The organism is Ruoffia tabacinasalis (assembly GCF_005864045.1).
Taxonomy (GTDB): domain Bacteria; phylum Bacillota; class Bacilli; order Lactobacillales; family Aerococcaceae; genus Ruoffia; species Ruoffia tabacinasalis.
Map to the genome: position 1 here is coordinate 1 of NZ_VBSP01000008.1, position 25182 is coordinate 25182.

General features: G+C 36.5%; 27 protein-coding genes and 1 pseudogene. 5 read left to right on the plus strand and 23 right to left on the minus strand.

Annotated elements, in window-relative coordinates:
- A pseudogene (locus FEZ33_RS03570) lies at positions 1-118 on the plus strand (IS30 family transposase); the annotation flags it as partial.
- A gap of 142 nt (positions 119-260) precedes the next feature.
- Here the strand turns inward: FEZ33_RS03570 and FEZ33_RS03575 are convergent.
- From FEZ33_RS03575 to FEZ33_RS03625, 11 genes are all read right to left on the minus strand, one after another.
- On the minus strand, positions 261-2606 hold the full coding sequence (locus FEZ33_RS03575) for a DNA internalization-related competence protein ComEC/Rec2 (protein ID WP_138404028.1): 2346 nt from the start codon (positions 2604-2606) through the stop codon (positions 261-263).
- Positions 2603-3343 carry a helix-hairpin-helix domain-containing protein gene (locus FEZ33_RS03580; protein WP_171031270.1) on the minus strand — a complete coding sequence of 247 codons (741 nt, stop codon included), beginning with the start codon at positions 3341-3343 and terminating at the stop codon, positions 2603-2605. Before FEZ33_RS03580 ends, FEZ33_RS03575 begins: the two co-directional genes overlap by 4 nt.
- Positions 3344-3457: 114 nt before the next feature.
- Entirely contained in the window at positions 3458-3955 is a 498-nt protein-coding gene (gene coaD, locus FEZ33_RS03585) for a pantetheine-phosphate adenylyltransferase (protein ID WP_231606907.1), read from the minus strand.
- Positions 3948-4520 carry a 16S rRNA (guanine(966)-N(2))-methyltransferase RsmD gene (gene rsmD / locus FEZ33_RS03590; protein ID WP_138404031.1) on the minus strand — a complete coding sequence of 191 codons (573 nt, stop codon included), beginning with the start codon at positions 4518-4520 and terminating at the stop codon, positions 3948-3950. Before rsmD ends, coaD begins: the two co-directional genes overlap by 8 nt.
- 13 nt (positions 4521-4533) lie before the next feature.
- Complete coding sequence (locus FEZ33_RS03595) at positions 4534-4890, minus strand: YlbG family protein (RefSeq protein ID WP_138404032.1); 357 nt, start codon at positions 4888-4890, stop codon at positions 4534-4536.
- 1 nt (position 4891) lies between these two features.
- Positions 4892-6154 (minus strand): FtsW/RodA/SpoVE family cell cycle protein, encoded by a 1263-nt coding sequence (locus FEZ33_RS03600; protein WP_171031271.1) that lies wholly within the window; start codon positions 6152-6154, stop codon positions 4892-4894.
- Between the two features lie 228 nt (positions 6155-6382).
- Positions 6383-6985 (minus strand): superoxide dismutase, encoded by a 603-nt coding sequence (locus FEZ33_RS03605; RefSeq protein WP_138404034.1) that lies wholly within the window; start codon positions 6983-6985, stop codon positions 6383-6385.
- 103 nt (positions 6986-7088) lie between these two features.
- Positions 7089-8921, minus strand: coding sequence for a translational GTPase TypA (gene typA / locus FEZ33_RS03610; protein ID WP_138404035.1), 1833 nt, complete (start codon positions 8919-8921; stop codon positions 7089-7091).
- A 19-nt stretch (positions 8922-8940) separates the two neighbouring features.
- Positions 8941-9714, minus strand: coding sequence for an inositol monophosphatase family protein (locus FEZ33_RS03615; RefSeq protein WP_138404036.1), 774 nt, complete (start codon positions 9712-9714; stop codon positions 8941-8943).
- Entirely contained in the window at positions 9715-10029 is a 315-nt protein-coding gene (locus FEZ33_RS03620; RefSeq protein WP_138404037.1) for a UPF0223 family protein, read from the minus strand.
- Between the two features lie 40 nt (positions 10030-10069).
- Complete coding sequence (locus tag FEZ33_RS03625) at positions 10070-10963, minus strand: LysR family transcriptional regulator (RefSeq protein ID WP_138404038.1); 894 nt, start codon at positions 10961-10963, stop codon at positions 10070-10072.
- A gap of 156 nt (positions 10964-11119) precedes the next feature.
- Here FEZ33_RS03625 and FEZ33_RS03630 point away from each other — a divergent pair, with 156 nt between their 5' ends.
- Genes FEZ33_RS03630 through FEZ33_RS03640 form a run of 3 tightly spaced genes read left to right on the plus strand, consistent with a single transcriptional unit; the run spans position 11120 to position 13327 of the window.
- Positions 11120-11494 carry a CidA/LrgA family protein gene (locus tag FEZ33_RS03630; protein ID WP_138404039.1) on the plus strand — a complete coding sequence of 125 codons (375 nt, stop codon included), beginning with the start codon at positions 11120-11122 and terminating at the stop codon, positions 11492-11494.
- Positions 11491-12195, plus strand: a complete 705-nt coding sequence (locus FEZ33_RS03635) for an LrgB family protein (protein ID WP_138404040.1) — start codon at positions 11491-11493, stop codon at positions 12193-12195. Before FEZ33_RS03630 ends, FEZ33_RS03635 begins: the two co-directional genes overlap by 4 nt.
- A gap of 22 nt (positions 12196-12217) precedes the next feature.
- Positions 12218-13327 carry an alpha-hydroxy-acid oxidizing protein gene (locus tag FEZ33_RS03640; RefSeq protein ID WP_138404041.1) on the plus strand — a complete coding sequence of 370 codons (1110 nt, stop codon included), beginning with the start codon at positions 12218-12220 and terminating at the stop codon, positions 13325-13327.
- Between the two features lie 56 nt (positions 13328-13383).
- On the opposite strand, the gene FEZ33_RS03645 is transcribed toward FEZ33_RS03640, so the two are convergent.
- On the minus strand, positions 13384-13878 hold the full coding sequence (locus FEZ33_RS03645) for a cupin domain-containing protein (RefSeq protein ID WP_138404042.1): 495 nt from the start codon (positions 13876-13878) through the stop codon (positions 13384-13386).
- Between the two features lie 89 nt (positions 13879-13967).
- Between FEZ33_RS03645 and FEZ33_RS03650 the strand changes: the two genes are divergently transcribed.
- A complete protein-coding gene (locus FEZ33_RS03650) occupies positions 13968-14315 on the plus strand; it encodes a hypothetical protein (protein WP_138404043.1) in 348 nt (115 codons plus the stop codon).
- 48 nt (positions 14316-14363) lie between these two features.
- Here the strand turns inward: FEZ33_RS03650 and atpC are convergent, their stop codons facing one another.
- The 11 genes from atpC to FEZ33_RS03705 all read right to left on the minus strand — a co-directional run bounded on the left by atpC (position 14364) and on the right by FEZ33_RS03705 (position 25180).
- Positions 14364-14798: an ATP synthase F1 subunit epsilon gene (atpC, locus tag FEZ33_RS03655; RefSeq protein WP_138404044.1), complete on the minus strand. Its 435-nt coding sequence runs from the start codon at positions 14796-14798 to the stop codon at positions 14364-14366.
- A 32-nt stretch (positions 14799-14830) separates the two neighbouring features.
- On the minus strand, positions 14831-16285 hold the full coding sequence (gene atpD, locus FEZ33_RS03660; protein ID WP_138404045.1) for a F0F1 ATP synthase subunit beta: 1455 nt from the start codon (positions 16283-16285) through the stop codon (positions 14831-14833).
- A 20-nt stretch (positions 16286-16305) separates the two neighbouring features.
- A complete protein-coding gene (atpG, locus tag FEZ33_RS03665) occupies positions 16306-17211 on the minus strand; it encodes an ATP synthase F1 subunit gamma (RefSeq protein ID WP_138404046.1) in 906 nt (301 codons plus the stop codon).
- 15 nt (positions 17212-17226) lie between these two features.
- The gene (gene atpA / locus FEZ33_RS03670) at positions 17227-18738 is read right to left on the minus strand and encodes a F0F1 ATP synthase subunit alpha (RefSeq protein ID WP_138404047.1); all 1512 of its coding nucleotides are present in this window, start codon (positions 18736-18738) and stop codon (positions 17227-17229) included.
- Between the two features lie 11 nt (positions 18739-18749).
- The gene (locus tag FEZ33_RS03675; protein WP_138404048.1) at positions 18750-19106 is read right to left on the minus strand and encodes a F0F1 ATP synthase subunit delta; all 357 of its coding nucleotides are present in this window, start codon (positions 19104-19106) and stop codon (positions 18750-18752) included.
- Positions 19093-19605, minus strand: a complete 513-nt coding sequence (atpF, locus tag FEZ33_RS03680; protein ID WP_138404049.1) for a F0F1 ATP synthase subunit B — start codon at positions 19603-19605, stop codon at positions 19093-19095. The genes FEZ33_RS03675 and atpF overlap by 14 nt, the downstream gene beginning before the upstream one ends.
- A 30-nt stretch (positions 19606-19635) precedes the next feature.
- On the minus strand, positions 19636-19848 hold the full coding sequence (atpE, locus tag FEZ33_RS03685; protein WP_138404050.1) for an ATP synthase F0 subunit C: 213 nt from the start codon (positions 19846-19848) through the stop codon (positions 19636-19638).
- Between the two features lie 30 nt (positions 19849-19878).
- A complete protein-coding gene (atpB, locus tag FEZ33_RS03690) occupies positions 19879-20595 on the minus strand; it encodes a F0F1 ATP synthase subunit A (RefSeq protein WP_138404051.1) in 717 nt (238 codons plus the stop codon).
- Between the two features lie 474 nt (positions 20596-21069).
- Positions 21070-22476, minus strand: coding sequence for a dihydrolipoyl dehydrogenase (lpdA, locus tag FEZ33_RS03695; protein ID WP_138404052.1), 1407 nt, complete (start codon positions 22474-22476; stop codon positions 21070-21072).
- A 13-nt stretch (positions 22477-22489) separates the two neighbouring features.
- On the minus strand, positions 22490-24121 hold the full coding sequence (locus tag FEZ33_RS03700) for a dihydrolipoyllysine-residue acetyltransferase (protein WP_138404053.1): 1632 nt from the start codon (positions 24119-24121) through the stop codon (positions 22490-22492).
- A gap of 81 nt (positions 24122-24202) precedes the next feature.
- Complete coding sequence (locus FEZ33_RS03705; RefSeq protein ID WP_138404054.1) at positions 24203-25180, minus strand: alpha-ketoacid dehydrogenase subunit beta; 978 nt, start codon at positions 25178-25180, stop codon at positions 24203-24205.
- Positions 25181-25182 lie beyond the last annotated feature (2 nt).

Below are 25182 nucleotides of genomic sequence, written 5' to 3' on the forward strand. Positions count from 1 at the left end.
TGTGTCATCGATTGCACACAAACGGAACACGATTCCACGGAAATCCTTGCACTACCAAACACCGTTGGAAGTATTTTTGAGTTACTTAGATGAAGCTGTTTTGTCTAGCTTAATTTGACAAATCAAAAAACAAAATAATTATAGCTAATAATTCAAAATAAGCAATCACTTTTTGTCACTTTTATTGTAAAGTTTATGTAAATTTCCGACCCCTCTTAAAACGTTGATATGACGGTCTTTGTTTGCATTGAAATTCCCCCTTATTTCTTAATAACTGTCCGTATTTGATAACCCTTTAATGGGTGATATGTTAGTTGAACAGCACCGACTTTTTCAGTACTTAAATAAGGGATGCTGTACTGATTAAGCAAATCCGTCACCTCGGTATGGGGATGACCGTATTGATTATCTAACCCAGCAGAAATAAAGGAGAGAGATGGTTGAGTATGTGTCAATAATTCTTCAGAAGTACTTGTGTCACTCCCGTGATGCGCTACTTTTAAAATATCCGCTCGGATTTCTGGATAGGTGGCTAAGATTTTTGTTTCTATTCGCTTAGTCACATCCCCTAAAGATAATACCGCGAGTCCTTCTATATCAATTTGGGTAATCAATGAAGAGTCATTGGATTCACTTTGCGAATATTTAATATCAGAGAGCGCTGGGCTATACAATGTCAGTGGAACGGTTGGATGCTTATAGCTTTGACCCATGTCTAAACTCACAACAGTATTCACTTTAACTTCAGCTGAAATCTCTTCCCAAATATCACTCTCCAAAGTATAATTACTTACCCATAATTCTTGAATATTGATCGCTTGAGACAAAGCTTGTAAGTTCCCAATGTGATCAATATCGGGATGGGTAATAATGACTCCATCTAATTGATTCACACCTAGGGCTTTTAAAGCGGGGATTAAATTCCACTCTGCATAACTATAGTCGATATTCGACCCTTCCACCGGCTCCCACAATCGCTTACCACCGGTATCAATTAACCAATTCCCTTGTTGATGACCTAATTGAAATAACATCGCATCCCCTTGCCCCACATCAATCATCGTTAATTTAACCGTTGGGTCCAAATAGGGTACCCCAAACAAAATAATTAAATACATCAACAAGAAGACACCATAACTTAAAAATGGGCGAACATGAATGCAAGCAATAAAAAATAACGCGACAAGTATAAGTAAATAAAAAATTACTGGCGCCTGTTTCCCGACAATCAAATTAAAGGAATGAAATACGTCAGATTGACTTAACAGTTCATTAAAGAAGATGACACCTCTATCTAACCATGCACTCAATGTTTCTAACCCCGGTAAAGAAAATACAATCCATAAAGTCGTTAAAAAGACGAGCGGCATAATCAGATGATTAAAAACGACTGTAAACAAAATAACTACTAATATTTGAATCACATTCCATTCAAAAGATGTCTGCATTATAATTGGCCAGGACAATAACAAGCAGGCAAAAGTCATTTCAATACTTTGAATGGCACTATGTTTACTTGGAGAGGCTTGGTTATAACTCATGACAACAAAAGTCATCACAAAACTTAAAGTATAGCCTAGTGACAAGACATTTAATGGGTTAAAACAAATGAATAAAATCCCCACGATGGCAAGGCTATCTAAAGAAGCGATAGGTAAATGATACTTTGTTTTTAAAGAACTTAAGCTACTCATGGATAAGACACGGATGACCCCAATCGGCCAACCGACTAACCACGTGTAAAGCCATAACAAAACCGTAATTAACATCTTTGCATACTCAATCGGCATGCCTAACCTGAGCAATACATTGTTTAATAAGCGTCTAATGAAATATATATGAAAACCAGATATCGCAAAAAAGGGTGCAACGCCTAAAGCAGTAAAGTTATCTTTGTAATGCCGGTAAGTATCAGAGTCGATATTGTAAAGAAGCTTATTATGAATTGCAATCCACTCATGATGGTTTAGCTTAATAAAGGGTTCCAATAACGTATACCTGAATGTATCTAACTTACCAACAAATGAAAGGTCCGATTTAAGCTGATATATATTAGTAATTTCAAATTCCCAGGCGATGTTTTGGGTGGCTAAGTAGGATTTATAATCGAATACATCAAAGTTTCTTGCTTCATCCAGCTTTTCAAACTTTCCTTCAACGTACCAAACAGTTGATTCTTCACGTAAGCTTTGAAATTGAGGGTCGTCATCTTCTAACCACTGAATAAAGTTTACTTTTAATTCGATTTTTTCAGATTGATGAACGACTTGAACCTTACCCTCACCACGGACTGATTCCTCATCACTTTTTACATCAAAAGGATTCGTATATAAAATGGCTCGCATTTCTTGCGACTCTATGGGTAAATGCTCGAGATTTTGAAACAGAGTTGCTTGAAACCTAGCATATCCAATAACAAAAACAGTCATGACAGAAACGGTTATCAATGTCTTCAGATTACTCAAAGTGATTATTCTTAAGGCAATGACGATAACAGGTAATATCAGCCAAAGGTTAAAGTTATAAAAAGCCTGTAAAACGACATAAATAAACAGAAAAATAAATGGCCATTCATATTGAATGTTTTGTAAATACTTATTAATCATGGCGAAACCGTAATGAGGTCTTTTAGGTTCTCGAATGTCTTCTCACCTATACCTGAAACAGCCATAATATCTTCTACAACACTAAAGCTTCCATTCTCTTCTCTAAATTGAATGATTGCGGCAGCCTTTTTTGGTCCAATATTCGGGAGAGTCATCAACTCATCTACAGTGGCTGAATTTATATTTACAACACCAGATACATTGTCATTAAATGAATCAGGTCCTTCAGTATAAGCTGGTTCAACCATTCCTAAATTCGGTGTCGCCTCTGCCTGTTCCAAATCTGAATAGCTATAAATGTACAACAACATCTGATCTTCAAGTAGTTTCGCTTGGTTTAACGTTTCAGTGGCGGCTTCTTCCGTTAAGCCTCCTGCCATTTCTATCGCATCATAAACTCTACTACCTATAGGCAAGGCGTACATATCTGGTTTGGCTACCGCTCCTTTAATATCGACATAAACCACTAGTTGTTCATTGTCTTCAGCCTGTTCATCTGTCTGTTGTTCTATCCCCGGTATTGCTGCTAAATCTGTATTAACTTCTGGCTCTTGGGTGGATTCCTCCGATTGAGTTGATCCACTTTCGAACAGTTTGACATAATCGGTTGACGATTGTCGGTTTGGTAAGATGGCGGATAATAAGACGATAACTAACACCGTCAGTATTAATATCTTAAAAATATTCTGTTTAATATGAGTCACGATTGTCTTAAAGGTCACATTTTGAAAATTCATATTATTCCTCCTAAAAATTTGTATATATATATATACAAAAAAAAAGCCGATTTTCATTTTTTAAAATGAAAATCGACCAAATTATTTTTTTAGTGACCTAATTAATGTGACTATTTACTTAGAATTAATTTTTTCATGCATGGCTTCTTCAACATTTGGTGGAACCATGTCACTAATGTCCCCATCGAAAAAGGCGATTTCTTTAATAATTGTCGAACTTAAGTAACGATATTGATCGGCTGCATATAATATCATCGTCTCTAGGCCTTCCACTTGACGCGCATTCGCAGAAGCGATGGCGTACTCGTAATCCACATCCGTTGTGTTACGCAAACCTCTAATAAGTGCAGTCGCTTGTTTTTCTTCGTAATAATGAGCAATTAGCCCATCCTTTAAAGTATCTACAGTCACGTTATCAATATGCTTCACGCTGTCTTCTACTAATTTAATGCGCTCATCAACCGTAAATAATGTTTTCTTATTTGTATTGATTGCGATAACGACAATGACTTCATCGAACAATTTACTACTACGTTCGATTAAATTTAAATGCCCTTTTGTTAAGGGGTCAAACGTTCCAGCAAAGATACCAATCTTTGGTTTATTACTCAACACTATTCTCCTCACCTTCGTAAATATGAATGCGGGTTGCACCATAATCTTTTACTTTTACTAACTCATAACCTTCAATCCTATCTGGAAGGATTACATCTGAATCTGTTTCGCAGACAATTGTCGTTTGGTTATTAATCATCTCTAATTCCCAGAGCCATTGAATATCTTTTTCAATTTGTTGTTTATGATATGGAGGATCTAGAAAGAGTAGTTTAAATGGCTCAGTCATTTGACTGCTTGCGTAATTTCGTAAACTCTTATGATTGTCACCCTTTAATAAAGTGAATCGTTCTTCCTCTTTAGTCATCTTAAGGTTTTCGTTGATTGTTTCGATGGCTGGTCTGTGTTTTTCACAAAGAACGGCAGAATCCATGCCTCTAGAAACAGCTTCGATGGCTAAAGCCCCACTTCCCGCATATAAATCTAAACAAATACCACCGTCAAAGTACCCACCAATTAAATTAAACATGCTTTCTTTAATTTTATCTGTTGTTGGGCGTGTATTTTGACCTGGGACTGCTTTTAGTCGTCTACTTCCATAATTTCCTGATATTACTCGCATATACTACCACCAATTATCCATTATTCATTTTTTTGTTGCGAAGTGATTCTGCAATTGACTCGATTAATGATTCTTCTTCATCCTGTACAGAAAAAGGACCAGATAAAGAATTGTCTGATGAGTGCTCAATCGCATTTGCAAATGTCATGTCAATGTCGTCTCGATATGAGTACTCGACTTCTCTGACGAAATAATAGTCATTCACTATTCTCTCAACTTTTTCTGCATCTTTTTTATTCACGTACATGATCGCGTACTTCATCTTACGACTATAGTAATGAATGTAGCCATGCTTTCTTAATTCTTTAATCTGCTTTGTTGAATATAGCCAAATAATAAGCGCTTGTCTTTCAATCACATTAAATTCCATATTACTCCCCTTTCTGTTTAGAATAAACTAAGTTGATATTTGGTTCTTTACCTTCTTCAACAATCATTCTTAAAGCCAGTCCAATCGCACTTAGCATTGCAATCATACTTGTCCCCCCATAACTTATAAATGGTAACGTGACCCCAGTTAATGGCAGTATACTCACGACTCCTCCGATGTTAATCACAGATTGTACGAGAAGTAAAGATGCAACACCTATTAGAACTGATTTGCGGTATAACTCTGTACTTGCTGCAGCGCGTTGGTAAATGATTACTATGAGGCTAAATAATAAGCCTACCACGACTAACACACCAATTAAGCCAAGTTCTTCAGCGATATTTGCCAATATATAATCGGATTCAATGACCGGTAAAGCCCCTTGCTTCGATACACCTTCGCCTAATCCCATTCCAAACCAACCGCCCCGACTAAATGCCATTAGGCCTTGGATAATCTGGTAACCTGAATCGGATGAATATCTGAATGGATCAATGAATGATGCAATCCGTTCAAACATATGGAAATCTTTCGAAACTAACCAATCTCCAAATTGCCGTCCAATGATCGTCAGTAATAAATAACCGACAAATACAACACTATAGGCGATAACATTCCACTTTAAAGACCCTTTAGTTAACAGGAAGATAAGTCCAAGAGTTACAGTTAGGATAATCAACATTCCTAAATCGGGTTGTAATAAAATCAGAAACCAAGAAATTACTAATGATGCTATGGCTGCATTATTCACGTTTATCCAGTTAGGCAATTTACGTTTTGTAAGGATAACTTCCCTATCATAGTACTTGATTAGCCAACTAATCACTAGAATCCCAATGACTTTAACGAACTCACTTGGCTGAAAACTAACTCCGAGTACAAGAAACCAACTGGTTGCCCCCCAAACACTTTCTTGAGTAGCTAAAGTATATCCCAATAATACAATTAAAATGGTCATCATTAATAGAATGAGCCTGATATTTTTAAACAATTCAAAAGGTACGACGAGCATTATACCGATGATGGTAACACCAATGACCACCGAAAGACTTTGTGTTGTGATCGCGCTAATTGGATTACCATACATTGTCGCACTAAAGACTGAAATCAAACCAATCACCACTAATAAAGTTGTAATTAATACGATAGATTTGTCAATCAATCTAAAATTCTTTGTCATCTCTTTTTTAGAAAAAAAACCTTTTAATGACTTTTTAAGCCTCATACTTTTTGAAGCATCATGATGTTCCTCATTGTTTGCCATCAAACGCCTCCTCATGCATAGATAATTACACTCAGTATACCACTTCAAAAAGTGTATTGAAAAGTGTAAGATTTTTCATATAAGCTATTATAACATGTATCGCTTAATTAAAAATGACAATTTATTGAATAGTCAAATGACTCACTTGCTATTAAAATTCTAACTTACTAGCAAAAAAATAGTGTCACTGAGACTTCTCTCACTGACACTATCCATTTAAAGTTTAGATTATGCGTTTAAACGTTCTGCAACTTTCGACCAGTTAACAACTTTCCAGAAAGCTGATAAGTATTCTGGACGACGGTTTTGGTAGTTTAAGTAGTAAGCATGTTCCCATACATCTACACCTAATAATGGTTTCTTACCATCTGTAATTGGGTTATCTTGGTTTGGAGTTCCAACAACTTCTAATGTTCCGTTGATATCAACTAGCCATGCCCAACCAGATCCAAATTGACCTGCACCTGCAGCTTCAAATTTTTCTTTAAATGCATCTACTGATCCGAATGCATCTTCTAATTTTTTAGCTAATTCAGCAGGAACCTCATTATTATCTGAAGTTGCTTGTAATGATTCCCAGAATAATGAGTGGTTTAAGTGTCCTCCACCGTTATTACGTACAGCTGTACGTTTTTCTTCTGGAATATCGTTTAAGTTTGCAACAACATCTTCGATTGCTTTATCAGCAAACTCAGTTCCTTCCAATGCATCATTTAATTTCGTTACATATCCATTATGGTGTTTGCCGTGATGGATTTCCATTGTTTCCTTATCGATAACTGGCTCTAAAGCATCACTTGCATATGGTAAATTTGGTAAAGTAAAAGCCATAATTAAATTCCTCCTATATATTTCTCATGATATATCCATAGTATCATCCTAGTAATGAATAACAAAATAAAACGCTCACAGAAAGTGAGCGTTTTGAGAAATATTATTTTTTATCTTTTTTAGATGCTTTTTCACGAGCACTTTTATCTAAGATTTGTTTACGTAAACGAATACTTTCTGGTGTTATTTCACAGTACTCATCTTCGTCCATAAATTGTATTGACTCTTCTAATGTTAAAACTTTAGGTTGTTTAATAACATTTGTTTGGTCTTTATTCGCTGAACGTACGTTTGTTTGTTGTTTCGCTTTAGTGATGTTAACTGTTAAGTCATTCTCACGGTTATGTTCACCGATAATCATTCCTCCATAAACTTCCGTTCCTGGAGTGATGAAGATTTGTCCACGTTCTTCGATGTTCATAATACTGTAAGTTGTCGCTTGACCTGAGTCTAACGATACTAAGGCACCGTTACGACGACGACCAATTGATCCACCTACAGCTGGTCTATACTCATCAAAAGTATGGTTCATAATTCCGTAACCACGTGTTAATGACATAAATTCTGTTGCGAATCCAATTAATCCACGCGCTGGAACTAAGAAGATCAGACGAACTTGTCCGTTACCTGGGTTAATCATATCAGCCATTTCAGCTTTTCTTGTACCTAAAGCTTCAATAATTGATCCCATATATTCTTCAGGAGTATCAATTTGTAATCTTTCAAATGGCTCACTTGCTACACCGTCAATCTCACGAATAATAACTTCTGGTCTTGATACTTGGAATTCGTATCCTTCACGTCTCATATTCTCAATTAAGATTGATAAATGTAGTTCCCCACGTCCTGATACAGTAAAGGCATCAGGTGAATCTGTAGGTTCTACGTTTAAAGAAACGTCGGTTTGTAGTTCACGTGATAATCTATCTTCTAGATTACGCGCTGTGACATATTTACCTTCTCTACCTGCAAATGGTGAGTTGTTCGTTAAGAACTTCATTTGTAATGTTGGCTCATCCACATGTAATAGTGGCATTGCAATTGGATCAGTACTACTTGATACTGTTTCCCCAACGAAGATATCATCCATACCTGATAAAGCGATTAAATCTCCACCAATGGCTTCGTTAATTTCAACTCTGTTTAAGCCGAAGAAACCGAACATTTTTGATACACGGAAGTTTTTAGTGCTTCCATCTGTCTTCATTAATGTCACGCTATCTCCTACTTTGATTGTTCCTTGGAACACTCGACCAATACCGATACGTCCAACGTAATCACTATAATCTAACATTGACACTTGGAATTGTAGAGGCTCGTCACGATTATCTGCAGGTGCAGGGACGTGTTCTAATACTGCATCAAAGATAGCATCCATATTATCATCTTGATCTGCTGGATCACTTGATGTACTTGAAGTTCCGTTTAATGCAGAAGCATATACAACTGGGAATTCAATTTGATCATCATCGGCACCTAGCTCGATGAATAATTCTAAAACTTCATCCACGACTTCTTCAGGTCTTGCTGATGGTTTATCAATTTTATTTACAACAACAACTGGAACTAATCCTTCATCTAAAGCACGTTTTAATACGAAACGTGTTTGTGGCATAGTTCCTTCATAGGCATCGACAACTAATACAACACCGTCGACCATCTTCATAATACGCTCTACTTCTCCACCGAAGTCCGCGTGTCCTGGTGTATCCATGATATTTACGCGAGTCCCTTTATAATCTACCGCTGTATTTTTAGCTAAGATTGTGATTCCACGTTCTCTTTCAATATCATTGTTGTCCATCGCACGATCGTCAAGTTGTGTATGTCCATCTAAAGTGTCCGATTGTATTAACAGTTCATTAACCAACGATGTTTTACCGTGGTCAACGTGAGCGATTATTGCGATGTTTCTTATATCATTACGTAATTCCATTATTTTATTCAATCCTTATCTATTTATGACTTAGCAATTCTAATGCCTCTTGATGCACATTCGGATGTGCAAATAATATTGGTGACCGGGTTAATATATCTGGTCGACTTCCATCAATTGTTGTTACTTTATATCCCATTGACTCGCATATAGCATAGCCAGCAGCAAAATCCCAGGGTTGTAAACCAGCTGAAAAATAGAGTGCCGCCTCGCCTCTAATTAAGCCAATGATTTCTATCGCAGCTGATCCATAAGATCTTGCGCCGAGTGAAACATTTAGTAAGGCTTTCATATTATACACGTTGTTGGAGAAAGATTCTACATTTCCGAGCACTAAAGATTCATTTAATTGAGAAATTTTTAGTGATTCGAGGGGATGATTATTTAAGTAAACGTCTTCACCCACAATTCCGTAGTATAAATCACTATTCATTACATCATAGATATAACCTGCAACAGGTAAACCATCTTCAAAAATACCGATCATAATTCCAAAGTGATTTTTAGCTTTAACAAAATTTAAAGTGCCATCGATGGGATCAATCACCCAAACAGTGCCTTTTGCATCGTTCACGGCATCCCCTTGTCCTTCTTCACCAATAATTTGATGTGTTGGATAATATTTACGGATTTTGTTAATAAAGAATTGCTCCGTTGCTTTATCCATCTCAGTGACTAAATCACTCGGACTTTTCTTCTCTTCAACTTGTAACTCGCGCTCTAAAGAATATTTTAATGTCTCTGCTGCTTGTTCCATCCAAACTAAGATACGATGATGTAATTGATAGTCCACTTATTTTCTCCTTTGTTCCGTAGTTAAATTCATAATTTGAGCATTTTTATTTAAATTCTCTTCTTTTAATTTTGTTCGCATCAATTGAACCGCTCTGTATATTGAATACCCACTTATGTCTTCGAATTTTTTCCCCATATGCTTTTCTTGACTCTTACTTGGAACCACTTCTTTGAATTGGTTATAAGCTTTTTGGAATTTTTCAAAGTGAATACCTTGTTCATACGTTGATTCAACTGCATTAAGAAAAGTGATGACATGAACGATGTCTTCATTTGACCAATCTGGGTCGATTGGATATTGATAGTTTTTCAAATAGAATCTCCTTGCTATATTAAATTGCTGAAAATAAACTTTAGTCCTCTGTATATAGTTTATTTACAATCGCTAACACTTCATCATTAAATTTCTTCTGAATCGCTGTTACCGGTGTTTCGTTATTGATAATTAAGCTTGTATACACATTTGGTGCATCTTCGACAGGAACCTTAATTAAGTGGTCTTGGTTTCTGATAATAATATCTGTCATGAAACCAGCATAAATTCCTGAATCAATCATTGAATTAATTGTTTGAATCTCATTCGAAAAACGAACTTTCTTCAATTTCAGGCCATTATCACTTACCCAATGATTCATAATTGTATTATGCGTATACCCATTACCTAACGTAATGAAGTCTAACTCTTCAAGTTCTTCTACTGAAAGACTCTTACGGTCTGCTAATTTATGATTTTTATTTACATAAATCGCAAAGTCATGTTCTTCCATAGGAACTTGAGTTAACCATTTTTCCACAAAAATAGGTTTTTCACTTGAAATAATTGCTGATGAAACTTGATTATTTCGAATCATTTCAAACATCACTTCAGAACTCTCTTCTTCGATAAAGTTAAGTAACATACTGTATTCAGCTAAATCTGGAAGAATCTTCGGTAAGTAAAAACCGCCAATCGTTGGTAAGAAACCAAACGATACTGTCTCTGCTTGTGAATTGATAATTTCTTGTTTCGTACGGTCAAGTGTTTGTAATATCTCATGAGCAGATCTATATAAGATTTCACCTGATTCTGTTAATTGAACATTTTGAACAGCACGATTACGTTGGATTAATGTTGTTTCGAAATTCTCCTCCAATCTCTTTAACGCTATAGAGATAGATGGTTGCGATACATAGAATGCTTCGGCAGTCTTAGTAAAGCTCAAACTTCCTGCTAAATGAATAAAGTATTTTAAATCTCTAATATTCATAATTATTCCTCACTTCATAAATTATATTTATCTTTAATAATAAATCGATATTTATTAATTTTATATCTATATGGTATTATACAGTTATGAAACGCTTCCATATCATGTGGATTTTGCTCCATATTGATTATATCATAATTGAAAAGGATGACATACATGGATAAGTTAAAACAGTTATTTTGGCTACTTATTTTCTCATATATCGGGGAAATATTGTCGCTAGTTATTTCACCGTTTGTTGCAATTCCTGGTAGTGTTATCGGAATGGTCGTATTGTTCTTAGCTCTGCATTTCAATATTTTACCGATTGAAAAAGTAGAAGACGTTGGAACTTGGCTAACTGATAACATAGCTTTCTTATTTGTCCCAGCTGGGGTGGGATTAATGACTCAGTTCGAAGTACTGGGCGGGAACGTTTGGTGGCAGCTACTAATAATTTTATTTGTTACGACTGCATTAATGATGTGGTGTGTCGGTACAGTTGTTCAAAAACTGATCGACAAACGTCAGAATAAGGGGGCTAAAAAATGATAAGTACTTTAGTTGCAACACCATTTTTTGGTTTTATGGTTTCTATTGGCTTTTATTTACTTGGAAGTATTCTTTATAAGCGGATTAAATTTCCACTTTTTAATCCTTTAGTATTCGCTATCATATGTGTCATCATTATGTTACTTCTAACGAATGTGTCATATGAAACTTATAATGAGGGAGGAAGATATATAAGTATCTGGGTTACTCCAGCAACGGTTGCTTTAGCAATCAAGCTTGAGAAAAACTTCAAGTACTTAAAAGAGAATTACCCAGCAATCTTAACAGGGATTGTATCCGGTGTGGCATTCCATACTGTATTGATCATTCTATTTAGCTTGTTGTTCAGATTCGACTATCCATTAGCAGCGACATTCTTACCTAAATCGGTAACGACTGCGATTGCAATTGGTATATCTGAATCTGTTGGTGGATTAGTACCGTTAACTGTTGCGGTCGTAGTATTCACTGGTGTTGTGGGGGCTTTAATTGGACCTACTCTATTCAGAGTAGCCAATATTACTAACCCGGTTGCTCAAGGAATTGCTTTTGGTTCAAGTGCTCATGCAATGGGAACGTCAAAAGCTATTGAAGTTGGAGAAGTCCAAGGAGCAATGTCTGGTTTAGCAATTGTAGTTACGGGTATTGTTGTTGTTGTTATCGCACCAATTGGTGCACAAATTTTACAATTATTATTTTAATTAAGAAAAGGAGAATATAAACATGACTGAAGAAAACAAATATAATGCACCTCAAGAGGTAAAAGATTTAAATATTATCAATGCAATTGAATTAGAGGACTTTGCTAAAGAAATCGTTCCTCATGGCGGATTTGATTACATGGCTGGTGGATCTGGTGATGAGTTTACATTACGTCGTAACGTTTCAGCATTTAACCAAAAAGGAATCTTACCTCGTATGGCAGCTGACGTTGAATTCCCTGATACACAAACAAAAATCTTTGGCCATGACTTAAAAGTACCATTCATTATGGCTCCAATCGCTGCTCATGGTCTAGCTCACGAATCTAAAGAAGCTGGAACAGCTAAAGGGATTAGCGAATTTGGCGGAACAATTATGTCAATCAGTGCTTATTCAGGTGCTTCATTCGAAGAGATTGAAGAAGGCTTAGCTGGTAACCCACGTTGGTTCCAAATTTACATGAGTAAAGATGATAAATTAAACAAAAACATCTTAGACGAAGCTAAAGCAGATGGTGCTTCAGCAATCATCCTAACTGCAGATGCTACTGTAAGTGGTAACCGTGACCGCGATACTCGTAACGAATTCGTATACCCATTCGGTATGCCAATTGTTTCTCGTTACTTAACTGGTTCAGGGGAAAACATGTCTCTAAACAATATTTATGGACAATCTAAACAAAAAATCGATTTAAAAGATATCCAATTCATTAAACAATACTCTGGTCTACCAGTATTCTTAAAAGGTGTACAAACACCTGAAGACGCTATGGCAGCAATCGCTGTTGGTGTGGATGGAATCTGGGTTTCTAACCATGGTGGTCGTCAATTAGATGGCGCTCCTGCTTCGTTCGAAGTCTTAGAAGAAATCGCTGAAGTAGTTGCTGGTCGTGTGCCAATCGTATTCGATAGTGGAATCCGTCGTGGAGAGCACATCTTCAAAGCGCTAGCAAGTGGTGCTGATATCGTTGCCATCGGTCGTCCAGTATTATTCAGTTTAGCTTTAGGTGGATGGAAAGGCGTTAAGAGCGTATTCGAATACTTCGAAAACGACTTAAAACGTGTAATGCAACTTGCAGGAACACAAACAATCACTGACGTTAAAAATGCTCGCTTAAAAGATTTAAAATAATCACATAATGAAAGCCACACTAGAAAATTAAATCTAGTGTGGCTTATTTTTTATAATTATTTTTCTTCTGTAGTTAAGCGAGTAATAATTTCTTTATGTTCGGGGTATTGTTCTAACAATGCTTGTCGTTCAAATAATTCAAAGTCTTCAAATTTAAAGCCTGGGCTCACCATACAACCTACAAGCGAATAACCGTCTTTCTCCTCAACCGTCGATCCGAAGATTGTGTTTTTGGGTACGACCGCTTGAAGCACTTGCCCCTTCTCGATGTCCGTCCCTAAAGATACTTGTTGATACTCCCCTTCTGGGGTAATCATATGAATTGTTAATGGATTTCCGTAATGATAGTACCAAATCTCATCAGACGTTAACCGATGAAATCTAGACGGATTTGAATCGGTTAATAGAAAGTAAATACTTGTATAGAGTGCCGTCGGAGATTGATTCTCTCTTTCAAATGTTTCGTCTGACTTTAATACTTGATGAAAAAAGCCACCTTCAGGATGGGCTTCCATATTATAGTAATCAATCCATGTTTGTTTTTTCTGCATAATTTACTCCTTCTCAAGTTAGAATAATCGTTCTTTTTAGTATATCTTGTTACAATGAATGTATCAATGAAGAAAAGGAGCATGATACAATGGATATTAATGAGATGACAAGCGAAGCATTACTCCAAGACTCAAATGATACGGAATTAACGCAACACATTCGCGATTTAAGACGTTTAGCTGATGATGGCATGACTTTACTTGATGATAAGAAAAGACCAGATGCACGCCGTAATTTATCACTTTTAAAGGACATTATTATGAAAGAAGCACAGCAGCTTAAAGGCGCTGATAAAGCAAAAATTACTACTTTAGCCTCTAAATACATCGCGACAATTAAGAATCTGTCACAAACCCTTTCAAAGGATACAGAAGATTTTGATTTATATCAAACACTTAATCAAATTTATAAACCCCTTCATAAATTAATAAAATAAACAAAAAAATATCCAGACCTTACTTAAAAAAGTAGGTTCTGGATATTTTTAAATATTTTTTGCTCTAACGTTAATCTTATTAATTGCTCGACTTAAAGCAATTCGAGCACGACGGTGAGCAACCGTATCATTATTTGATAAGGCGGTTTCTAATTCTGCCTCGGCTTGTTGCTTCTCAATGAGTGCTTTTCCTTCGTCAATATCTCTAGAACGAATCGCATACGTCGCAGTAATTTCAACGACATTATCATGCATTTCGAGAATACCACCATTAATCGCAATATAGTTATCCGCCATCGATTCCTCACGTCGGCTCACTTTAATTGAACCAACAGTTAACGAAGTGATCACTGGAATATGATTGGGAAGTATCGTCATCTCTCCGTCTGTTGTCTTCACTACAACACCTCGTGAGTAGTGAGTATAAATTAATCCTTCAGGAGCATAAATATTAACTTGTAATAGTTCGTGTTTTTTAGCCAATGTTACTTACCTCACTTCCTGAATCGGATTATTTATTTATATTGGGAAACATCAATACCTAATTCTTCTGCTTTATCAATCACTTGATTAATCGCACCCACGTTTCTAAACGCTTCTTCAGGTAGAGAGTCATATTTACCTTCTAAGATACCTTCAAAGCCATCTAACGTTTCCTCAACGGTTACAAATGAACCTGGAACGCCAGTAAACTGTTCAGCCACATGGAAGTTTTGTGATAAGAATAATTGAATACGACGTGCACGTGTCACTGTCACTTTCTCTTCATCACTTAATTCTTCAATACCAAGAATTGCGATAATATCTTGCAATTCATTATATCTTTGCAATGTTTGTTGAACTTGTGTGGCGATATGATAATGTCTATTCCCAACGATATCTTCAGATAAAGCAATTGATGTTGATTCTAATGGGTTCACCGCTGGATAAATACCTTGTGACGTTAACTTACGGTCTAAGTTTGTTGTTGAATCCAGATGGGCGAACGTAGTTGCTGGCGCCGGGTCAGTATAGTCATCCGCTGGCACATATACAGCTTGAATCGATGTAATCGCACCATCAACTGTAGAAGCAATACGTTCTTGCATTGCACCCATTTCACTTGCTAATGTCGGTTGGTAACCTACAGCAGACGGCATACGTCCTAATAGTGCAGATACCTCAGAACCCGCTTGAGTGAAACGATAAATATTATCAACGAATAGTAGTACATCTTGTTTCATTGTATCTCTGAAATATTCTGCCATCGTTAAACCAGTTAATACAGTTCTCATTCTGGCTCCAGGTGGCTCATTCATTTGACCAAACACTAAGGCAGTATTCTTATCAACACCACTCTCAGCCATCTCTTGAATTAAGTCATTCCCTTCACGAGAACGTTCTCCAACACCAGCAAAGACGGAGATCCCGTCCCGTTCTTGTGCGATATTGTGGATTAATTCTTGAATAAGTACTGTCTTACCGACCCCAGCACCACCAAAGAGTCCGACTTTCCCACCTCGTAAATAAGGTGCAAGTAAATCGATAACTTTAATCCCAGTTTCTAACACTTCAAAGTTACTTTCTAAATCTTCATACTTCGGAGCATCATTATAAATACTTTTCAGCTCATAGCCAGTTTCTAATGGACCACGGCGATCGATTGTCTGACCAAGCACATTAAATACTCGTCCTAAAACTTCTTTTCCAACAGGAACTTGGATAGTTGAACCTGTATCAACCACTACCATATCACGACTTAATCCTTCAGTCGCATTCATAGCAATTGTTCTAACAGTTCCTTCACCTAAGTCCAATGATACTTCGACGACTGTTACATCATCACGATTTAAATCCTCTTCGGTTACAGTTTCTTCAGTGACATTTGGAATAATCACTAAAGCATTCTGAATATGAGGGACACCATCGTCTTTAGGAAATCGAACATCGACGACTGGGCCGATAACTTGTTCTACTTTTCCAATTCTCATGTTATCTTGCCTTCTTTCCTTTAATTTTGTGCATTCGCACCACTCGTAATCTCGATGATTTCATTCGTTACGCGTTTTTGTCTTTGTTGATTATAGACATATTGTAAATTCTTAATTAAATCACTTGCATTATCCGTTGCTTGAGTCATTGCTTGCATACGACTTGCTTGCTCTGCTGTTTTTGCATCTAAGATTGTTCCATAAATCATACTTTCTGCATATTGAGAAAGCAGTATATCTAACACATCTGGAACATCAGGTTCAATAGCGTAGTCAACATCTGCTTTTTCTTCAGTTGGAAGATCTGACAAAGGTAATAATTGCTCACAACGAAATTCATTCTGTAATGCGTTAATTGAGTGATTATAAACTAGATATAATTCATCGAAAGTCTCGTTTTTAAATAACTCAACACATTTTTGGATTAAACTTTGAACTTGTGTAAATGTCGGAAAGTCAGGTAAATGATTCAACTCGTGTGCAACATGAAAATTTTCTTTTCGACATAATTTCATAATAGTTTCACCGACAGCCATCACAACGATATCTTCTGCACCTTGATTTCTTTCGTCCAATAATGCTTTAAATTCTTTCAATATCGTTGAGTTGTATCCTCCAGCTAATCCTTTGTCCGAAGTAATCACTAAGTAACCTGATTTCTTAACTGGTCGATTAATCAATAAATCATGAAAATCGACAATACTTGTTAAATCACTATTCGTAACATAACCAGCGTTACTAATATCACCCACTTGGCGCATTAAGTTCGCAACCGTTTGTCTAATTTTTGTTGCATATATTTCATAATTACTTGATATGTTAACAATTCGGTTGTACTTTGTTGTAGATACTAAACTCATCGCTTTAGTAATTTGAGATGTCTTATTGATTGAATCAATTTGTCTTCTAATTTCTTCTAATGCCAATATATATCACCTCGATTAATCTACTGTTTGCATTGTTCGGAACATTTCTCCAAAGTTACTTAATAAATTGTCTAATCTTTCTTGATCCGGTAAATCACCTGTATCTACAATTTCTTTCAAGACGTCTGAGTGAGTTGTCTCGACATAATCGTATAATTGCTCTTCATAATATTTCACTTGATCAACAGGGATATTTTCTAAATATCCGTGAGTTAATGCGAATAACATAATAACTTGATTCGATACGGGTATTGGTGAATGTGCCGGTTGTTTTAATACTTCAACCGTTAATTTACCTTGATCTAATCTTCTTTGAGTGAACTCATCTAAGTCTGCTCCGAATTGAGAGAATGCCTCGAGTTCTCGGTAACTTGCTAAGTTTAAGCGAAGTGTCCCTGCTACTTTCTTCATTGCTTTCAATTGTGCTGATCCCCCTACACGAGATACTGATAATCCAGCATCAATCGCAGGTCTTACACCAGAGAAGAATAGATTTTGATCCAAGAAAATCTGTCCATCAGTAATCGAAATAACGTTTGTTGGAATATATGCGGATATATCTCCAGCAAGTGTTTCTACAATCGGTAAAGCAGTCATTGAACCGCCACCCATTTCTTTATTCAATTTAGCTGAACGTTCTAATAAGCGTGAGTGTAAGTAGAATACATCACCGGGATATGCTTCACGTCCTGGTGGTCGTTTAAGTAATAAACTCATCTCACGATAAGCTGCTGCTTGTTTTGATAAATCATCATAAATAATTAATACGTGACGTCCGTTATACATAAATTCTTCACCCATAGCTGTAGCAGCATATGGAGCTAAATATAATAAACTTGACATTGATGAAGCACTTGCAGAAACAACAATCGTATGATCCATTGCTCCGTGGTGTTCCAATGTTGTCACTAAGTTTTTGACAGTAGATTCTTTTTGACCAATCGCTACATAAATACAAATAACATCTTCATCTTTTTGATTAATAATTGTATCTACCGCTAAAGTTGTCTTACCAGTCTTTCTGTCTCCGATAATTAATTCACGTTGTCCTCGTCCAACTGGAACTAATGTATCAATGGATTTAATCCCAGTTTGCATTGGCTCAGCAACACTTTCTCTATCCATAATTGCTGGTGCTTCTGCTTCAATCGGACGGTTTTTCTTAGTGATAATTTGTCCATTCCCATCTAAGGGTTCTCCAAGTGGATTGACAACTCTTCCTAATAGGGCTTCTCCTACTGGAACCTGCATCACTCGATTCGTCCGACGAACTAAATCACCTTCATCAATATCAACATATTCTCCAAGGATAATAACACCGATATCATCTTTTTCTAAGTTTTGGACCATACCAATAGTACCGTTAGCGAATTCAATCATCTCGCCGTTCATGGCATTATCTAATCCATTTACTCTGGCAATACCATCCCCAACGAAAGAAATGATTCCAATCTCTTCGAGGTGATGCGATGCATCAAATTGTTGGATCTGTTGACGTAACCGCGTAGTTAATTTTTCAGTTTCCAATTATTTCACCTCTATTTCATATTGATTTGTTTGTGTAGATAACCATTTAAATCATTTAATTTACGTTTTAAACTGTTATCGTAAAAGTAAGTTGTACTTTGTACTCTGATTCCTGCAATCATCGATGGATCCACACGGAAATCGACTTTATCATTGTCGAAAGGAATGACATGACTCACCGCATCAATGACTGTTTTTCTTTCATCATCAGTTAATTGTTGCGCACTGGTTATTCTCACTTTTTCATTCGAACGATAATCATCTTGCTCATTTGCTTCTATGATTCGTTTTTTATTGATAGAAGATGAAGCAAGTTGTTGTAATAATTGTTCTTCATTGAGAGAATTATTTACATTATCTACTTTCATTTATACTCGCATCCATTTCTAATACTAATTCTGATATTAATTGTTGGTGATCTTCTGAATTCACTTCACGTCTTAATACTTGTTCAGCAATTTCAATAGATAATTTACCAATTTGATCTTCCATCGATTCAAGCATTTGTCTACGTTCGCGTTGGATAGATAATTCTGCTTGTGTACGCATTTCTTCTATCTCTTCTTTCGCTCGATCGATTTGATCAGCTTTCATCTTTGAAACTTGCCATTTTGTATCTTGTACTAATTTATTGGCTTCAGTTCTTGCGTTAGTTAACATTTCCCTTGCTTCATCTTTAGTTGCTTCAGCATCTTCTTTGGCTGATTTAGCATCGTTAATATTACTATCAATCATTTCTTCACGTTCTTGTAAAATCTTTGATATGGGATCCCAAGCAAATTTAGAAACGATAAATAGGAGAATAGCAAAGGATACAATTGTCATTAAAAAATGACCTACTCCTGTTTGAAGTATTGATTCAAGCATTTAATTCCCTCCATTTTCCGTAGTTAATTCTTACAAGAATAATAACATGAATGCAATAACGGCAGCCATAATTGGGATAGCCTCAATCATACCCACACCGATAAACATTGTCCCTCTAATTTTACTTTCCATCTCTGGTTGACGAGCCATTGACTCAATTGCTTTTGAAATAACCATACCGTTCCCGATCGCAGACCCTAAAGCAGCGAAAGCAATCGCTATTGCAGCACCAATTCCGTTCATAATTATATGTCTCCTTTATATTTTAAAATTTTAATGTTCAGTAACAACTTTATGTGATAAATAAACCATGGATAACGTTACAAAGATATATGCTTGTAATGCCCCAATGAATAATGAAAATCCTTGCCATACCATTTGTAATGGTATCCCAGCTAACCAAGTAACTAAGCCGAAACTGTTACCTAATTGAGCGATTAATACGAGTAGTATCTCACCTGCAAAGATATTCCCAAATAAACGTAATGACAAAGTAGCAATTGAAATAATTTCATCTGCAGCTTTAATCGGGAGTACGGCTACATTAGGTGTAGCATAATTCTTTTTGAAATATCCGCCAAAACCAAATTTCTTGATCCCTAGAATATGCGAAATGAAATTCATAGTAAGAGCTAATGCAATACAGACGATTGGATCCGCTGTCGGACTTTTCCAATACGAAATCTCATGAGCTTCCACTAAAAATGGTAAACCAAGCACATTTGATACAAAAACGAATAGAAATAGCGTCAAAGCTAACATGACGTAGACAGGTTGACTTTGACTACCAAATGATTCCTCAACAATCCCATTAATAAATGATATTAAATACTCAAAGACAGTTTGTGTCTTTCCAGGATTTTCAACCTTCAGCTTACGTGTGAAAAATACAGATAGAATAAATACAATAATCAAAGTAGCAATCATTGCAATCAATGTATTAAACCCGACATTAATACCGAATATATTAACTAATTTTGTCTCACTCAAAAGCGACCCCTCTTTCTTTAAAAATATTGTGCACAAACTTTTTATAGTTTATATCACGTCAAATAAAAAACTATTAAATATTTATTCAACATTTTTTATTTTACCATGGAAATTACATTAACACAAATACTTACTAGTCAGTAATCACAGCGTTTTTTTGTGTAGTACTATATTGACCTTGAATATATTTTACATTATAGTATTTATTTTTTTGTATTAAGTTTACTAACAAAAAATATTTTATTTTTTATTTTAATTTTTTCGGGCGATTATTTTTATATATTTCATAATGATTGCGCTACCACCTTGATTAAATCAAATGCATACAAAAATAATAAAAACAATTTATTTTTAATATTTCAAGTTTTTTTAGTGTTCCTTTGTACTTTATATACACCCACATGTTGTTATAGTTCATAAAAATATACAAAAAAAGAGAGAGTAAGTTTTTTACTTACTCTCTAAAAAATTAAATTAAATGTGGATTGGTTGTCCTAATGCTAATTCAGAAGTATCCATTACAACTTCACCTAATGATGGGTGAGAGTGAATAGTCAACGCTAAATCTTCAGCATTTAAGCCACCTTCTACAGCGACAATTAATTCAGTTAGTACTTCAGAAGCGTTTGGTCCTACTACTTGAGCACCAACAAGAATATTATCTTCTGTTGTTGTAACTAAACGAACGAATCCTTCAGTTTGGTCTAATGAAATTGCACGACCGTTACCACCGAATGGGAATTTAGATGCTTTAACTGATAATCCAGCATCTTTAGCTGTTTTTGCAGTATGACCTACAGAAGCTAATTCTGGATCTGTAAATGCTACTGCTGGCATTGCAACGTAGTCTACAGTGTCAGCTTCACCGCTGATTGCAGCTGCTGCAACTTTACCTTCGTATGAAGCTTTATGTGCTAATGCCGCACCAGCAACGATATCACCAATTGCATAGATGTTAGGTAAGTTAGTACGACCTTGGTTATCAACTTCGATTAAACCACGATCAGTCATCTTAACGCCTGCTAAATCTAAGCCCATTTCGTCAGTGTTTGGACGACGTCCTACTGATACTAATACGTAATCAGCATTTACTTCTTCTTCTTTACCGTTAACTTCAAATTTAACAGTAACTGAATCTCCGTTATCAACTGCTTCTTTAGCCATTGCGCCTGTATGAACAGTCATATTACGGTTTTTCATTTCTTTCTCAACAACTCTTACCATGTCTTTTTCAAACGATGGTAATAATTGAGGTGAACCTTCAAGGATAGTTACTTCAGAACCTAAGTTAGCATAAGCCATACCTAATTCTGAACCAATCACTCCACCACCGATAACAACTAATTTTTTAGGTACTTCAGTTAAGTTTAAAGCACCAGTTGAATCGATAACACGTCCACCAAATTTGAATCCTGGGATTTCAATTGGGCGAGAACCTGTTGCGATGATTGCATTTTTGTATGAATAACTTTCTGCTCCATCTTCATGAATAACACGTAAATGATGATCATCTTGGAAGAAAGCTTCTCCCTTAATGATTTCAACTTTATTCTTTTTAAGTAACATTCCAACGCCACCAGTTAATTTTGAAACAACTTCATTGTCTTTCCATTCTTGTGTGCGTTTGAAGTCTAATTTAACTTCGTTAGTTGTTACACCAAATACTTCACTGTTTTGTGCATTGTGGTATGCATGTCCAGCACTAATAAGTGCTTTAGAAGGAATACATCCTACGTTTAAACAAACTCCACCAATATGTTCACGTTCAATGATGGCAACTTTTTGGCCTAGTTGTGCTGCACGAATCGCTGCAACATATCCACCAGGGCCTGAACCGATAACAACTGTATCTAATTCAACTGCGAAATCTCCAACTACCATTTATTTATTCACCTTATCCTTCCATTAACAATAATTCTGGATCTGCTAAGTAACGTTTGATTTCGTTCATAGCGTGTTGTGCTGTAGCACCGTCAACGATACGGTGGTCAAAACTTAATGATAATTTAACAACACGTCCAACTGCTAATTCACCTTCGTCATTAACAACAGGTTGTTGTACAATTGAACCGAATCCTAAGATAGCTACTTCTGGGTAATTGATAACTGGTGTGAACCATTTACCACCTGCAGAACCGATATTAGAGATTGTAACAGTTCCGTCTCCCATTTCAGTAGCAGATAATTTACCTTCGTGAGCTTTACCTGATAAATCAGTGATTGCGTCTGCAATATCAAACATGCTTAATGCGTTAGCATCTTTAATGTTTGGTACGTATAATCCGCGATCTGTATCTGTTGCGATTCCAATATTGAAGTAGTTTTTGTAGACTATTTCGTTAGTTGAGTCATCAATCGATGCGTTTAATACTGGGTATTTCTTAACAGCTGCTACTAAAGCTTTAACAACATATGGTAAGAATGTTAATTTAGTATCGCGTTCTGCAGCAACATTTTTGAATTTCTTACGGTGATCCCATATTTTAGAAACTTCAATTTCATCATGTAATGTAACATGAGGTGCTGTATGTTTAGAGTTAACCATTGCACGAGCGATTGCTTTACGCATACCTGACATTGGTTCGCGAGTTTGACGTTCTGAAACTGGTACAGAAGCTGGTTCTGCTGCTTTAGCTGGAGCTGCTTTCACTTCAGAAGCTGTTTCAGTTTGTGATGCTGGCGCTGCTGGAGCTTGAGCAGTTGTTTGATTTGGATCAAAGTTATTCACGTCATCAGCTGTAACACGTCCACCTTTACCAGATGGTGTTACTGATGTGATATCAATTCCTTTGTCACGTGCTAATTTACGTACAGAAGGCATTGCTAGAACGCGTCCTGTTGCGCTGTTTACGCCTGCAGTACCTGTAGATGCTGCTGGTTGAGCGTTAGAATCCGCAGTTTGTTGTGCTGGATCTTCGCCTGCTTCAGCTGTTGGTGATGCTGGTGTTGATTGAGTATCTTCACCTGAACCTTCGTAGTCTGGTGCATCAATTTCAACTAAGATATCATCAACGACTGCAACAGTTCCTTCTGATGCATGGATTTTAACTACTTTACCAGCATATGGTGATGGTAGTTCTTCTACTGCTTTATCGTTTTGAATTTCTACAAGAATTTGATCTTCTTCAACTGTATCACCTTCAGCTACTAGCCAAGATACAACTTCACCTTCAACAATCCCTTCACCTAATTCAGGTAAACGGAACATGAAGTTAGATCCACCTGCTGCTGGTTGAGCTGCCGGTGCAGCTGCTGGAGCCGCTTCTTCTTCAGCTTCATCTTCGTAACCAGGTGCGTCAATTTCGATTAGTACTTGACCAACTGTTGTTACTTCACCTTCTTGTGCAACGATTTTTGAAACTGTTCCACTTACTGGAGAAGGTAATTCTTCTACTGCTTTATCATTTTGAATTTCTACTAAAATATCGTCTTCTTGAACTTGGTCGCCTTCAGCAACTAACCAAGATACAACTTCACCTTCAACGATACCTTCGCCTAATTCAGGTAATTTAAATTTAAATGCCATTGGGTGTTTACATCCTTTCTCGTTTTCAGATATGTTTAACAAATAACCAAAGGGTAGCAGAACTACCCTAAGTATTTATAATTAGAAATCAGTAGCTTCTTTTACTTTTGCTACGATATCATCAGCATTTGGTAACCAGTCTTTTTCTGCCATACCGAATGAGAAGACAGTATTAGGAGCTGCTACAAATCCAATTGGAGCTTTTAATGAAAGAATTGCGCGTTGTGAAATTTCAGAAATTACTTTCTCACCAACACCTGCTTGACGTTGTGCTTCTTGAACAACGACAACACGTCCAGTCTTTTCAGCTGAAGCAACAATTGTTTCGATATCTAATGGATGAACAGTACGTAAGTCAACGATTTCAGCTGAAACGCCGTCTTTTTCAAGTGCTTCCGCTGCTGAGATAGCTTCACGAACCATTGCACCATAAGTAATGATAGATACGTCAGTACCTTCTTTAACAACGTTTGCTTTTCCTAAAGGAACTGTATATTCTTCTTCTGGAACTTCCTCACGGAATGAACGGTAAAGTTTCATATGTTCTAAGTAAACAACAGGGTCATTATCACGAATTGCAGAGATTAATAATCCTTTTGCATCATATGGGTTAGATGGGATAACTACTTTAATACCAGGAGATTGTGCAATTAGACCTTCTAATGAGTCCGCGTGCATTTCTGGTGTCGCAACTCCCCCACCAAATGGTGAACGGATTGTAATTGGCATAGTGCGTGATCCACCTGTACGGTAACGAGTACGCGCTGCTTGTCCTACGATTGAGTCCATAACTTCGAATACGAAACCGAAGAATTGGATTTCCATAATTGGACGGAAATTTTCGAATGTTAAACCAACAGCTAAACCACCAATACCAGACTCTGCTAATGGTGTATTAAACACACGGTCCTCTCCGAATTTTTCTTGTAAACCTTCTGTGGCACGGAATACCCCACCGTTAGCTCCTACGTCTTCACCGAAGACTAAAGTACGGTCATCTTTGCCTAGTTCAATTTCTAAAGCGTTTGTGATCGCTTGAATCAATGTCATTTGAGCCATGA

Bases quoted from the DNA above. Each gene is read 5' to 3' on its own strand.
- FEZ33_RS03575 (WP_138404028.1), bottom strand. From the start codon at position 2,606: ATGATTAATAAGTATTTACAAAACATTCAATATGAATGGCCATTTATT.
- FEZ33_RS03580 (WP_171031270.1), bottom strand. From the start codon at position 3,343: ATGAATTTTCAAAATGTGACCTTTAAGACAATCGTGACTCATATTAAA.
- rsmD (WP_138404031.1), bottom strand. From the start codon at position 4,520: ATGCGAGTAATATCAGGAAATTATGGAAGTAGACGACTAAAAGCAGTC.
- FEZ33_RS03595 (WP_138404032.1), bottom strand. From the start codon at position 4,890: ATGGAATTTAATGTGATTGAAAGACAAGCGCTTATTATTTGGCTATAT.
- FEZ33_RS03600 (WP_171031271.1), bottom strand. From the start codon at position 6,154: ATGGCAAACAATGAGGAACATCATGATGCTTCAAAAAGTATGAGGCTT.
- FEZ33_RS03605 (WP_138404034.1), bottom strand. From the start codon at position 6,985: ATGGCTTTTACTTTACCAAATTTACCATATGCAAGTGATGCTTTAGAG.
- typA (WP_138404035.1), bottom strand. From the start codon at position 8,921: ATGGAATTACGTAATGATATAAGAAACATCGCAATAATCGCTCACGTT.
- FEZ33_RS03625 (WP_138404038.1), bottom strand. From the start codon at position 10,963: ATGAATATTAGAGATTTAAAATACTTTATTCATTTAGCAGGAAGTTTG.
- FEZ33_RS03630 (WP_138404039.1), top strand. From the start codon at position 11,120: ATGGATAAGTTAAAACAGTTATTTTGGCTACTTATTTTCTCATATATC.
- FEZ33_RS03635 (WP_138404040.1), top strand. From the start codon at position 11,491: ATGATAAGTACTTTAGTTGCAACACCATTTTTTGGTTTTATGGTTTCT.
- FEZ33_RS03640 (WP_138404041.1), top strand. From the start codon at position 12,218: ATGACTGAAGAAAACAAATATAATGCACCTCAAGAGGTAAAAGATTTA.
- FEZ33_RS03645 (WP_138404042.1), bottom strand. From the start codon at position 13,878: ATGCAGAAAAAACAAACATGGATTGATTACTATAATATGGAAGCCCAT.
- FEZ33_RS03650 (WP_138404043.1), top strand. From the start codon at position 13,968: ATGGATATTAATGAGATGACAAGCGAAGCATTACTCCAAGACTCAAAT.
- atpD (WP_138404045.1), bottom strand. From the start codon at position 16,285: ATGAGAATTGGAAAAGTAGAACAAGTTATCGGCCCAGTCGTCGATGTT.
- FEZ33_RS03675 (WP_138404048.1), bottom strand. From the start codon at position 19,106: ATGAAAGTAGATAATGTAAATAATTCTCTCAATGAAGAACAATTATTA.
- atpF (WP_138404049.1), bottom strand. From the start codon at position 19,605: ATGCTTGAATCAATACTTCAAACAGGAGTAGGTCATTTTTTAATGACA.
- atpE (WP_138404050.1), bottom strand. From the start codon at position 19,848: ATGAACGGAATTGGTGCTGCAATAGCGATTGCTTTCGCTGCTTTAGGG.
- lpdA (WP_138404052.1), bottom strand. From the start codon at position 22,476: ATGGTAGTTGGAGATTTCGCAGTTGAATTAGATACAGTTGTTATCGGT.
- FEZ33_RS03700 (WP_138404053.1), bottom strand. From the start codon at position 24,121: ATGGCATTTAAATTTAAATTACCTGAATTAGGCGAAGGTATCGTTGAA.
- FEZ33_RS03705 (WP_138404054.1), bottom strand. From the start codon at position 25,180: ATGGCTCAAATGACATTGATTCAAGCGATCACAAACGCTTTAGAAATT.